The sequence below is a fragment of the Testudinibacter sp. P17/SS/0325 genome, from assembly GCF_053570765.1.
On record NZ_CM131635.1, the window covers coordinates 676,314 to 689,082 of the forward strand.

The window sequence follows — 12,769 nt, forward strand, 5'->3', positions numbered from 1 at the left end:
AAGATGATTTGTAACAAGCTGTTAGCCGCTTGTTAAGATTTAATCCGAGTTTGATAAAAACGTGATCCAGATCACTCTTTAGAGGTAAATAACACTTAAATATTCGCTTCAAGCGCCTATAATTTTTCTCAGAAAATTTTTAATTTAGATAAACTTTAGGAGAAATCATTATGAACAAAACGACAACAGACACGGCTGTCAGTCCGGCACAAGCGGAAGTCAACCAACTGGTCGAGCGCGGCTTGCTTGCACTGGAGGAGTTTCGCAAGCTAAATCAAGAGCAAGTTGATTATATCGTTGCCAAAGCCTCGGTTGCCGCCCTTGATCAGCACGGCGTGCTCGCCATGCACGCCGTGGAGGAAACCGGGCGCGGTGTGTTTGAGGACAAAGCCACCAAAAACCTGTTTGCCTGCGAATATGTGGTGAATAATATGCGCCATTTGAAAACCGTCGGCGTAATCAGCGATGACGATGTCACCGGGGTTACCGAAATTGCCGATCCGGTCGGCGTGGTTTGCGGGATCACCCCGACCACCAACCCGACCTCGACCGCGATTTTTAAAGCCTTAATATCCTTAAAAACCCGGAATCCGATTGTATTTGCTTTCCACCCATCGGCACAACAATGTTCCGCCCATGCCGCACGTGTGGTATATGACGCGGCGGTTGCCGCCGGTGCGCCGAAAGACTGCGTACAATGGATTGAAAATCCGTCGATGGAAGGTACGGCGGCATTGATGAAACACCCGGGCATTGCCACCATTTTAGCCACCGGCGGTAACGCCATGGTGGAAGCGGCTTACTCTTGCGGCAAACCGGCATTGGGCGTCGGGGCAGGCAACGTGCCGGCATATGTGGAAAAAAGTGCGGATATCAAACAAGCCACCCACGATATCGTGATGTCGAAAGCGTTCGATAACGGCATGATTTGCGCCAGCGAACAAGCGGCGATTGTCGATAAAGAAGTGTATGACGATTTTGTCAATGAGATGAAATCCTACGGCGTGTATTTCGTCAATAAAAAAGAAAAAGCGTTATTAGAAAGCTTTATCTTCGGAGTAAAAGCCAATTCCGCCAATTGTAGCGGCGCAAAATTAAATGCGGCGGTGGTCGGCAAATCCGCATTTTGGATCGCCGAACAAGCCGGTTTCAGCGTGCCGGAAAAAACCAATATTTTAGCCGCCGAATGTGCCTTAGTCGGTGAAAAAGAGCCGTTGACCCGTGAAAAACTGTCGCCGGTGTTAGCGATTCTCAAATCCGACTCCACCGAACACGGCTTCGAATTATCGGAACAAATGGTGAATTTCCACGGTTTGGGACACTCCGCCGCAATCCATACTAAAGACGCCAAGATCGCCAAGGAGTACGGCGAACGGGTGAAAGCAATCCGTGTGATTTGGAATTCCCCTTCCACCTTCGGCGGGATCGGCGATGTGTATAACTCCTTCCTGCCTTCCTTAACCTTAGGTTGCGGTTCTTATGGTAAAAATTCCGTCGGCAACAATGTCAGTGCGGTCAATCTGTTAAATATCAAACGCGTGGGCAGACGGAGAAATAATATGCAGTGGTTTAAAGTGCCTTCAAAAATCTACTTTGAACGGGATTCCATCCAATATCTACAATCCATGAAAGGCATGGAACGCGTGGTGATCGTCACCGACCGTACCATGGTGGATTTGGGCTTTGTTGAAAAAATTGCCAACCAACTGACGGCGCGCGGCAACCATGTCACCTATCAATTGTTCGCCGATGTCGAGCCGGATCCGAGCATTGAAACCGTGCGCCGTGGTACGCAACTGTTACGTAACTACCAACCGGATACTATCATCGCCTTAGGCGGCGGCTCGGCAATGGACGCGGCAAAAGTGATGTGGCTGTTCTACGAACAACCGGAAGTCGATTTCCGTGATCTGGTACAAAAATTCATGGATATTCGCAAACGGGCGTTCAAATTCCCGCAATTAGGACGCAAAGCGCGCTTTATCGGCATTCCGACCACCTCCGGCACCGGCTCGGAAGTGACGCCGTTTGCGGTGATCAGCGAAGGCGATAAAAAATACCCGATCGCCGACTATTCATTAACCCCGACCGTGGCGATTGTCGATCCGTCGTTCACCATGAGCGTGCCGGCGCACGTTGCCGCCGACACCGGTTTGGACGTGTTGACCCACGCCACCGAAGCCTATGTCTCCACCTTGGCAAACGACTTCACCGACGGCTTGGCATTGCAAGCGATTAAGCTGGTGTTTGAATATTTGGAACGTTCGGTCAAAAACGGCGCGTCCGATCCGGAAGCGCGCGAAAAAATGCACAACGCCTCGACCATCGCCGGCATGGCGTTTGCCAATGCGTTCTTGGGCATGAACCACTCGTTGGCGCACAAAATCGGCGGCCGTTTTCACACCCCGCACGGACGCACCAATGCGATTTTAATGCCGCACGTGATCCGCTATAACGGCACCCGTCCGCAAAAAACCGCGACCTGGCCGAAATATAACTACTACAAAGCCGATGTGAAATACCAAGACATCGCCAAAGTGCTCGGCTTGCCGTGCGCCACCCCGGCGGAAGGGGTCGAAGCCTTCGCCCAAGCCTGTTCGGATTTAGCGCAAAAAGTCGGGATTAAAATGTGCTTTAAAGATCAAGGTTTGAACGAACAAGAGTGGATGGACAGCCGCCGCGAGATCGCCTTGCTGGCGTTTGAAGACCAATGCTCCCCGGCAAACCCGCGCTTGCCGATGGTGGAAGATATGGAAGTGATCCTAACCAAAGCGTTTTACGGCGACAAGTAAGTGGCGACAAATAAGTAAAGCCTAATCTTATCTCGCTGAAACCGCACTTTTAAATCTGAAAGTGCGGTTTTTCTTATGTTATCTCGACGGTTATTTCTGCCAATGTGCTTGCCACCACGCCAATGCCAAGCCGACCATAAGCCCTGAAATATGCGCCGCATTGCCGACCGCAATATCAACTAATGGCGAAACAAAGCCGAACAACACACCGATCAGCAGCAGATAAATAAAGCCGCTCGGCAAGCGGTAACGCTGTTGCGGATCAAGCCGGCTCAGCAGATAGACATAGCCCAACACGGCGAACACCACGCCGGACAAACCGAAAAATGCCGCGCCGCTAAAGGCGTTTTGTACGCTGCCGCTGATCACCGCTGCGGCGAAAAACAGCATAAACAACTTGCCGCTGCCGTTTTTGCGTTCGATCATCGCGCCGAACACCAGCCAGTAAGTCAGGTTGAACAAGATATGCGAAAACGACAGATGTACCAGCGCATGGCTGACAAAACGCCACAGTTGCGAATATTGGCTGCTATTTTCCGGATAATGCGCCCATTGATACACCTCGGCACGATAGCCGCTCAGAGTCAAGAGATAGACCGCGACACACAGCAAAGCAAGCGTCCAAGTCAGCGGCGCCTGGCGCAGTGCGTTGCGCCAATTGCCGATATTCGGCAGCCAACTGCTGAAACGCCCTTGCAGCGAATAGGTTTCGCCGTCCTGCCAGCTGGCTTGGGTATATTTTTCGTCAAACGGATCGCGCCGATACTGTTCCGCTTCGCCCAAAAGTGCGGTCAGCTGCGGATCGTCTTGTTCCACTGCCAATAAATAAACGTTCTGTTCTTGATACAGCGGCAGATCGCGCTGATAACGCTGACGGATATAATCTCGGAAACGCAGTGCCAACTCCGCTTGCTCGCTGCTGAGGATCACTTTCATCATAATAATTGCTTCAGTAATAAATGCTTCAGTAATAAACGGATTGCGCTATACTAGCCGTTCGCTCAAAAGATGAGAAGTACAAAGGATAAAAAAATGACCAAACCACAACTGCCGACCGGCTTTTCCGCTTTTGCCTGGGGCTTGGCGCTGTTTTGCCTGCCTGCCATTTTGTGGCCGCTGGCGCTGTTGATTTCGCCGTCGGTTGGCGATCATCCAAGCTTGAGCAACCGCGAAGTCTATTGGCTCTCCACCGCACTTTGGCTGTATCCGTTGCTGTTATTGACGGTTGCAGTATTACTGAACAAACTGCGCCAATCGGCACCGCGTCTAGCGCAGAGCTTGTTGTTCGCCGGTTTTATTTTATTCTATGGTTTTTTAAGTTATTTGATTACCGCCCTTCTTCCTTGATGTGAAAAGGTGCCTGAAGGGCGGATGAAAGTGAAATCAAACAATGCCCCCTCATCCTGATTTTCGTTTCTGAACAAAGCGAAAATCTGTCCTTCTCCCACAAGGGGCGAAGGGAAGATCACCATGAATCGAGACGATAAAAATCCTTTCTCCCTTGATGGGAAAAGGTGCCCGAAGGGCGGATGAGAGTGAAATCAAACAATGCGCCCCTCATCCTGATTTTCGTTTCTGAACAAAGCGAAAATCTGTCCTTCTCCCACAAGAGGCGAAGAGATTATCACCATGAATCGAGACGATAAAAATCCCTTCTCCCTTGATGGGAGAAGGTGCCCGAAGGGCGGATGAGGGTGGACTTAATCGTGCAAATCACTCTCGGTCGGCAGCCCGGCACGCAGCCAGCCGTCAAAGCCGCCTTGTACGCTGTACACGTAATCAAAGCCCTGCTCCAGCAAAAAGCGGGCGACGTTGAGGCTGCTGACACCATGATAACAGCTGACCAACAGCGGAAAGTCATAGTCATAACGATCCAACAGTTCGCCGTAACTTTGATTGGTTAAATGAAACGCCTGCGGTGCGCGGCGGAAGCGGTAATTTTGTAAATCGCGAATATCCAGCAACAGCGCCGTGCCGTCCTGCACCTGCTGCCAAGCCTGTTGTGGCGTAACGGTTTCGATCTCGGTTGTCATCGCATATTCCCTTACTGACGGATGTTGCGCGAATGTTAACAGTTTAAGCCGCGTGATGAAAGCAATTAAACCGCCGTTTTGCGGTTTAAGCGATACATCCAGTAACCGCTGAGAAAAATCAACAGATAACCGCCCCAACTGAACCAATCGGGATACTGCCCAAACAATAACACACTGAACAGCGCGGCAAACAGCACCGAAGCATAAGAATAAATCGACACTTCTTTGGCGCTGGCGTAACGGTAAGCCAAAGTAATGCCGAACTGCCCGACCGTCGCCATCACCCCGGACAGCAACAAATAGCCAAGTTGTTGCAACGACATCGGCTTAAACTGCCATAACACCGGCGGCAGCAGTGCCAAGGTAGAAAAGCAGGAAAAGAAAAACACGATGGTGTAAGGCGATTCCACTTTCGGGCTCAACGCCAGCACGCGCAACATCAAATACGCCGCCGCCGCGAACACCGCACCGAGAATCGCGATCAGATAGGCGGAAAGTGCGGTTTGCATTGAATCGGCAAACGGACGGATAATCAGCACCACGCCGAGCAACGCAACCAGACACAGCAGGATTTGGCGTGGCGTCACCCGTTCTTGCAGAAACAGCGCCGACAGCGCGATTAAGATAAACGGCGACAGTTTCATGATCATATCGGCGTCACTCAACAGCAGGTGATCGATGGAATAGAACCCCAGCAACACGCCGAACAAACCGAAAACCGAACGCAACACTAAGGTGCGGCGGTTTTGCTTATGCCCGATAAAGGAAGTGCGGTTTTTCCACACCAAATAGCCGCTCAGTAAAGCCGCGATGGCATTGCGGAAAATCGATTTTTCCGTCACCGGCAGATCGCCGGCAAGTTTGATACACACCGCCATCACGGTAAAACCCAAGGCTGAGATCAGCATTGCCGCAATGCCTTTACTGAGATCCGTCATCTTAACCGCACTTTGACTTTAATTAGTGATTTTTATGGGTAGTGCCGTATAAAATCCGGTCGGTATACGCCATCGCCAACGCCGACGCCAAAAAGCCGAGGTGCAGCAGCAACTGCCACATCATCTGCTTCTCCGGCAGATTGCCGACATTAATGAAAGTTTGCAACATGTGAATCGACGAAATACTGATAATCGCCATCGATAATTTCACCTTCAGCACCGAGGCGTTGACATGGTTCAACCATTCCGGCTGATCCGGGTGATCATCGGTGTTCAATTTGGAAACGAACGTTTCATAGCCGCCGACAATCACCATAATCAACAAATTGGCAATCATCACCACGTCAATCAGGTTCAGCACCGCCAACATCACCATGCTTTCGTTCATCTGATTCAGGTTGGCCAGCAATTCCCACAGCGATTTGATAAATTTATAAGCATACACCATTTGCACCACAATCAGCCCGATATAAATCGGCAGTTGAATCCAGCGGCTGGCAAAGATGATTTTACTGAAAATCGAGGTTCTTCTGACCCGATCTCTTTTTTCAACGGTTGTTTCCATATTATGTGTCTTCATTAAGAGGTGAATAAAAGTGAGTGGAAAATTACCGATTTTCCGGCGAAATAGCAAGATTCGGCACAAGAAAATTATCGACAAAACGCGCAAGAAGTGGCATAAAATAACCGTAATCAACAAAAAGTGCGGTTTAAGGAGAAAACTGATGTTAAAAAAAGTAGCGCTGATAACGGCGGCACTGATTTTAGCCGCTTGTAGCAGTAAACCGGTGATTGATCTGGCGGACAGCCAACGCGACGCCAAATCCTATGCGATTGCTTACCAAACCACGGTGCAGTCGTTTGACGGCATTGTCGATAAAAACTATGAAGTCGATGATTTTGCGCGCGGCGCGCAGGCGTGGTATCGCGGCGATATTAAAGAGAGCGTCGCCAACATGCGTGATAAGCTGTACAACCAACTGCAAGACAGCAATATTTACGCCTTTCGCAGCGGCGTGGTGTTCGCCGGCGAACTGCAAAACAACTTTTCCCGTTTAAACAGCAATTGTTGGTCGCAATTGAATAAACCGAGCCTGACCCAAGGTATCTACGATGCAATGCGCGATTTAAGCAAAAGCCGTGTGCGGACGGAAAATGATCCCTATCTGAGCGCCGGCACCGAGCAATTCTTGGCGGTTTGTCAAAAATAGCGGATAAAATGTGATACATATCACTTTTTAAGCAAATTTCCCGCCGTTTACCTTGAACTGCGCAGGCGAATGGCGAATAATAAAGCCATCGTCAATTTGTCGTTGTAAAGAGACTCATAACTACAGCGGCAAAATTTTTTCTTTCTTTGCTGAAACGATTTTTCAAGGAGATGCAAAAATAAACCGCTTGCTTTTTGTACAGCAAAAAAGATAACGTTTTTTCTTTACCCGTAACTATAGGAGCAATTGAATGTTTAACTTACCGGAAAACAACATTCATTTATCAGCAACTGCCGATAATAAACAACAAGCAATCGAAATGGCGGCGAACGCCTTGGTGCAAGCCGGCTATGTCGAAGCGGGCTATCTGCAAGGCATGTTAGCGCGCGAACAGCAAACCTCCACCTTTTTAGGCAACGGCATTGCCATTCCGCACGGTACGTTGGAAACCCGTGATATGGTGAAAAACACCGGCGTGCAAATTTTCCAATTCCCGCAAGGAGTCGAATGGGGCGAAGGCAACACCGCTTATATCGTAATCGGCATTGCCGCCCGTTCCGACGAACATTTGGCATTATTGCGCCAATTAACCCACGTGTTAGGCGATGACGACACCGCCGCTTCATTGGTCACGCTGCAAGATAAAGCCGAATTCCGCGCGATTTTGATGGGTGAGAAAACAGAGCCTGCGTTGCAAGCGGATTTCATCTCATTAGATGTTGACACCGCCAGCGTGCTGACCTTAACCGCGATTAACGCCGGTAAATTGGAAGCCAAAAGTGCGGTCGATAACCGTTTTGTCAGCCAAGTCATCGCCGATCCCGGCTTGCCATTAGGTAACGGCATTTGGCTGAACGATAATGCGCAAGGCAACCAATATAACGCCGTGGCGTTCAGCCGTGCCAAACAGGCGTTTCAAAACGGCAAGGGTCAAAGCGTACAAGCGGTGGTGACCGTCGCGGCACTTGACGATCAATTAAACCCGGTATTAACCCGTCTGCTGAATAACGAGCTCCAAACCGCACTTTTAACCGCCAACAGCGCGGAACAGGTGATGGCGTTGTTAGAAGGTAAATTGGCGGCAAGCGTAGCGGCAGGTACCACGGCAAGTGCGGTCGATCACGTGATCGGCACCTTCACCGTGCGTAACGAACACGGCTTGCATGCCCGTCCGGGTGCGCTGTTAGTCAGCACGGTTAAACCGTTTGCCGCCAAAGTCACGGTGGAAAATCTGGATCGCCCGGGCAACGCCGTGAACGCGAAAAGCCTGATGAAACTGGTGGCGCTCGGCGTGGTTGCCGGACACCGTTTACGCTTTGTGGCGGAAGGCGATGACGCCAAAGCCGCGATTGAAGCCATTGGCAAAGCGATTGCCGACGGCTTGGGCGAAGACGCCGGCGTAACTCCAAAAACACCGGATACGATTGAAGAAGTGGCAAGTGCGGTCGCCGCACCGGCAAGTAGCACGCCCGCCGTGCAAAGTGAGTCGGCGGCAAGTAGCGAAGCACAAGCCGAAGGCACTTTCAGTCTGAAAAATGAACACGGCTTACACGCCCGCCCTTGTGCTTTGTTGGTGCAGGAAGCGAAGAAATTCCAATCGGCAATTACCGTAGAAAATTTAGATCGCCAATCGGCGGCAGTGAGTGCGAAAAGCATGATGAAAGTAGTCGCCCTCGGTGCGCTGAAAAACCATAAATTGCGCTTTGTCGCCAAGGGCGATGACGCACAGCAGGCAATTGACGCCATCGGTGCGGCGATTGCCGCCGGTTTAGGCGAATAATAAGGGGCTTCACATGGCAAAAATTGCAACGATCACCTTAAACACCGCCTACGATCTGGTCGGGCGTTTACCGCGCATTGCGTTGGGCGAAGTCAATACCGTCGAAACCTTGGGGTTGTTCCCGGCAGGCAAAGGCATTAATGTGGCGAAAGTGCTATATGATTTGAATGTCGCTGTAGCGGTGAGCGGTTTTCTCGGCGAAGAGAATCAAGGTGACTTCAGCCAGATGTTTCAGGCGTTGAATTTGGAAGATAAATTCCAACGTGTTCCCGGTAAGACACGGATCAACGTAAAAATCACTGAAACGGAGGCTGATGTCACCGACCTGAACTTTTTAGGCTATCAAATCAGCGACAGCGACTGGGCGAAATTTACCCAAGATTCGCTGAACTGGAGCAAAACCTTTGATGTGGTGGCGGTGTGCGGCAGCTTGCCGCGCGGCGTCAGCCCGCAACAATTCACCCAATGGCTGAGTCAATTGGGACAAAGCGGCGTGAAAGTGGTGCTCGACAGCAGCAACGCCGCGCTGACCGCCGGTTTAAAAGCCAATCCGTGGTTGGTGAAACCAAACCAACGCGAATTGGAAGCTTGGATCGGCAAACCGTTAAACAGTTTGGCGGAGATTATCGCCGCCGCCAAACAACTGAAAGCGCAAGGCATTGCCAATGTGATTATTTCGATGGGCGCCGAAGGCTCGGTGTGGCTGAGTGACAAGGCGGTGGTGCAGGCACAGCCGCCGAAATGCGAAAACGTGGTCAGCACCGTCGGCGCCGGCGATTCGATGGTCGCGGGATTGATTTACGGGATCAGCCAAGGTTGGACACAAGCGCAAACCTTGGCTTTTGCCAGTGCGGTTTCCGCTTTTGCGGTTTCGCAAAGTAACGTCGGTATCAACGATCGCACGTTGCTCGATACGATTTTGCAGCAAGTTAAAATTAACGTTCTAGAAGGATAACAACATGAAAATTCTACTGGTAGAAGGCAGCGCTTTAGGCAAAGCGAAAACCTTTTTGGTACGCCAAGTATTAGCCGCAGCCGCCGGCAATGCGACACATCAAGTGGTGGACAATGCCGCCGACGCCGATCTCGCCGTGGTGTTAGGCGATAATTTGCCGAATAACCCGCAACTGGCAGGCAAAAAAGTGTATCTGGCAAACCTGGACAGCGCCTTTAGCGCCCCGGAAAAAACCTTGTCCGACGCGCTTGCCAATGCGACAGATTATGTGGCGCCAAGCGGTGCAGCGGCGGCAAGTGCGGTCAGCACTGGCGGGAATGCGGTTAAAAATATCGTTGCGGTTACTGCCTGCCCAACCGGCGTGGCGCATACCTTTATGTCGGCGGAAGCAATCGAAGCCTACGCTAAACAGCAAGGTTGGAACGTGAAAGTGGAAACCCGCGGTCAAGTGGGCGCCGGCAACCCGATCAGCCCGGAAGAAGTCGCCGCGGCGGATTTGGTATTTGTCGCTGCCGATATTGATGTGGATTTGAGCAAATTCGACGGTAAATTGATGTACCGCACTTCCACCGGTCTCGCCTTGAAAAAAACAGCACAAGAGTTCGATAAAGCGTTTAAACAAGCCAAAATGTTCACTGCCACGGCACAAAGTGCGGTTAAGCGGGAAGCGAAAAGCGAGAAAAAAGGCGTGTACAGCCACTTGATGACCGGGGTATCGCATATGTTGCCGGTGGTGGTTGCCGGAGGCTTGATTATTGCGCTGTCGTTTGTCTTCGGGATCGAAGCCTTTAAAGAGGAAGGCACGTTAGCAGCGGCATTAATGCAAATCGGCGGCGGCAGCGCCTTTGGTTTGATGATTCCGGTGTTGTCCGGTTATATCGCCTACTCGATTGCCGACCGCCCGGGCTTAACCCCGGGTTTGGTCGGCGGCATGCTCGCCAGTTCCCTCGGCGCCGGTTTCCTCGGCGGGATTATCTCTGGTTTCTTAGGCGGTTACGTCTCGAAATTTATCGCCGACAAAGTGCAACTGCCGCCGACCATGAATGCATTAAAACCGATTTTAATCATTCCGTTCTTTGCCACCTTAATCACCGGCTTAGTCATGATTTATGTGGTTGGCGACCCGGTGGCTTGGATTATGAACAGCATGACCGAATTCCTGAAAGGCATGCAATCCGGCAGCGCAATTATGCTCGGTATTATCTTGGGTGCGATGATGTGTTTCGATATGGGCGGCCCGGTCAACAAAGCCGCTTACACCTTCGGCGTCGGCTTACTGGCTTCGTCCACCTACCTGCCAATGGCGGCGGTGATGGCGGCGGGCATGGTGCCGGCATTGGGCATGGGCTTGGCAACCTTCTTGGCGCGTAAAAAATTCTCCGCCAGCGAGCGCGAGGGCGGCAAAGCCTCATTCGTATTGGGATTATGCTTTATCTCCGAAGGCGCAATCCCATTCGCCGCACGCGACCCAATGCGCGTGATCCCAAGCTGTATGGCGGGCGGCGCCCTAACCGGCGCACTCTCCATGCTGTTCGGCGCACAACTGATGGCGCCGCACGGCGGAATCTTCGTTTTGGCAATCCCGGGCGCAATCCAACCGGTGTTGTTATACTTAGTGGCGATTCTTGCCGGTACCGCCGTCACCGGCTTCCTGTACGCCGCAATCAAACCAAAAGAAGAAGAGTTGGTTTAATCCTGGCTGCGTTAAAATGCAAAACCTCGGTCTCGTGCCGGGGTTTGAGATTGCTGACAAACTGACTTCTCTCCCTCCGTCCTTCGGACACCTCCCTCCGTATACGGAAGGAGGGAAATTATTCGAGAAAGCGACTTTGTCATCCGCCTAAAACCCCGGTCTTGTGCCGGGGTTTGAGATTGCTGACAAACTTACTTCTCTCCCTCTGCGTGCGGAGGGAGTACCATTTTTTGCAAGAAAAATGGGGAGGGAGGGGGAATATGAAAATGCAACATATTTATTTTTAACATTCTTTATGCCTCCCTCCGTCCTTCGGACACCTCCCTCCGTATACGGAGGGAGGGAAATGATTAGAGAAAGCGACTTTGTCATCCGCCTCAAACCCCGGTCTCGTGCCGAGGTTTCTTTTTTATCCCATTGTTAAAGGCGTGACATTGCTGCCAACGGGATAATTGCGCCGCGGTGTTGAATCACCGTGCCGGCCAGTTGGTGTCCTTGCCGAACCGCACTTTCTATATCACTGCCACATAAGCGTGCCGCCAAATAACCGGCGCTGAACGAGTCGCCGGCGGCGGTGGTGTCGATCACCTTTTCGGCGGCAATGTTATTGGCGGCGATGTCAACGCGTTGCCGCTGCACGGCGACAATGCAACTGTCTGCGCCGCGCTTAATCACGATTTCGTTCACGCCGTAACCCTGCGTGCGCGCAATCACCGTTTCAACTGCACTTTCACCGGATTTACCGCCCCAAAGTGCGGTTTCATCGTCAAGGGTTAAAAAGGCAATATCGCTAAGCAATAAGATTTGTTGATACACCTGCTGTGCGGTTGCCACATCTTGCCACAGGCGCGGACGGTAGTTGTTATCGAACACCAGCTTGCCGCCGTTGCGTTTAAATTCGGCTAACAAGGCGTACAGTTTTTCTCGGCTTGCCTGATCCAAAATCGCCAGACTGATACCGCTGAGATAGAGATAATCAAAGGTTGCCAATTGTGCCGTAATCGCCGCGCTGTCGGTGGTTTGCAGCCAGTAACGCGCCGCCGAATCGTTGCGCCAATAATAGAAACTGCGCTCGCCTTGCGGATCGGTGACAATCGAATACAAACCGGGCAATTTGTCCGCCAAGGTTTGCACCAACTCGGTGCGAATGCCTTCTAGCTGCCACTGCGCCAACATCTGCCGGCTGAACGTATCTTGCCCAAGTGCGGTTACATAATGGATTTCAGCAGCTTGATTTTTCAGCAAGCGCGCCAGATAAACGGCGGTATTCAAGGTATCGCCGCCGAACGCCAATTGCGGTGGCTTTGCCTGTTTCAGCGACAGCTCGATCATACATTCGCCGATAATGGCGACTTTTTTCGTCATCT

The 12,769-nt window shown here is 51.4% G+C and carries 11 protein-coding genes; 6 read left to right on the forward strand and 5 right to left on the reverse strand.

Going from position 1 to position 12,769, the window contains the following annotated elements; genetic code table 11:
* The first annotated feature begins 170 nt into the window (after positions 1-170).
* Positions 171-2,792 carry a bifunctional acetaldehyde-CoA/alcohol dehydrogenase gene (gene adhE, locus ACWA50_RS03330; protein ID WP_431053909.1) on the forward strand — a complete coding sequence of 874 codons (2,622 nt, stop codon included), beginning with the start codon at positions 171-173 and terminating at the stop codon, positions 2,790-2,792.
* A gap of 90 nt (positions 2,793-2,882) precedes the next feature.
* Here adhE and ACWA50_RS03335 read toward each other — a convergent pair whose 3' ends face one another.
* The gene (locus tag ACWA50_RS03335) at positions 2,883-3,731 is read right to left on the reverse strand and encodes a rhomboid family intramembrane serine protease (RefSeq protein WP_431053910.1); all 849 of its coding nucleotides are present in this window, start codon (positions 3,729-3,731) and stop codon (positions 2,883-2,885) included.
* Between the two features lie 93 nt (positions 3,732-3,824).
* Between ACWA50_RS03335 and ACWA50_RS03340 the strand changes: the two genes are divergently transcribed.
* Positions 3,825-4,139: a DUF5389 family protein gene (locus ACWA50_RS03340; protein ID WP_431053911.1), complete on the forward strand. Its 315-nt coding sequence runs from the start codon at positions 3,825-3,827 to the stop codon at positions 4,137-4,139.
* A 353-nt stretch (positions 4,140-4,492) separates the two neighbouring features.
* On the opposite strand, the gene glpE is transcribed toward ACWA50_RS03340, so the two are convergent.
* From glpE to ACWA50_RS03355, 3 genes are all read right to left on the reverse strand, one after another.
* Complete coding sequence (glpE, locus tag ACWA50_RS03345) at positions 4,493-4,825, reverse strand: thiosulfate sulfurtransferase GlpE (RefSeq protein WP_431053912.1); 333 nt, start codon at positions 4,823-4,825, stop codon at positions 4,493-4,495.
* Positions 4,826-4,890: 65 nt separating this feature from the next.
* Entirely contained in the window at positions 4,891-5,763 is an 873-nt protein-coding gene (locus ACWA50_RS03350) for a DMT family transporter (RefSeq protein WP_431053913.1), read from the reverse strand.
* 22 nt (positions 5,764-5,785) lie between these two features.
* On the reverse strand, positions 5,786-6,328 hold the full coding sequence (locus tag ACWA50_RS03355) for a TIGR00645 family protein (RefSeq protein WP_431053914.1): 543 nt from the start codon (positions 6,326-6,328) through the stop codon (positions 5,786-5,788).
* 160 nt (positions 6,329-6,488) lie between these two features.
* On the opposite strand from ACWA50_RS03355, the gene ACWA50_RS03360 reads away from it, so the two are divergent.
* From ACWA50_RS03360 to fruA, 4 genes are all read left to right on the forward strand, one after another.
* Positions 6,489-6,974 carry a hypothetical protein gene (locus ACWA50_RS03360; protein ID WP_431053915.1) on the forward strand — a complete coding sequence of 162 codons (486 nt, stop codon included), beginning with the start codon at positions 6,489-6,491 and terminating at the stop codon, positions 6,972-6,974.
* A gap of 250 nt (positions 6,975-7,224) precedes the next feature.
* A complete protein-coding gene (gene fruB, locus ACWA50_RS03365; protein WP_431053916.1) occupies positions 7,225-8,754 on the forward strand; it encodes a fused PTS fructose transporter subunit IIA/HPr protein in 1,530 nt (509 codons plus the stop codon).
* Positions 8,755-8,767: 13 nt separating this feature from the next.
* On the forward strand, positions 8,768-9,709 hold the full coding sequence (fruK, locus tag ACWA50_RS03370; protein WP_431053917.1) for a 1-phosphofructokinase: 942 nt from the start codon (positions 8,768-8,770) through the stop codon (positions 9,707-9,709).
* A 4-nt stretch (positions 9,710-9,713) separates the two neighbouring features.
* On the forward strand, positions 9,714-11,402 hold the full coding sequence (gene fruA / locus ACWA50_RS03375; protein WP_431053918.1) for a PTS fructose transporter subunit IIBC: 1,689 nt from the start codon (positions 9,714-9,716) through the stop codon (positions 11,400-11,402).
* A 420-nt stretch (positions 11,403-11,822) separates the two neighbouring features.
* Here fruA and ACWA50_RS03380 read toward each other — a convergent pair whose 3' ends face one another.
* Complete coding sequence (locus tag ACWA50_RS03380; RefSeq protein ID WP_431053919.1) at positions 11,823-12,767, reverse strand: 2-dehydro-3-deoxygluconokinase; 945 nt, start codon at positions 12,765-12,767, stop codon at positions 11,823-11,825.
* Positions 12,768-12,769: the final 2 nt, after the last annotated feature.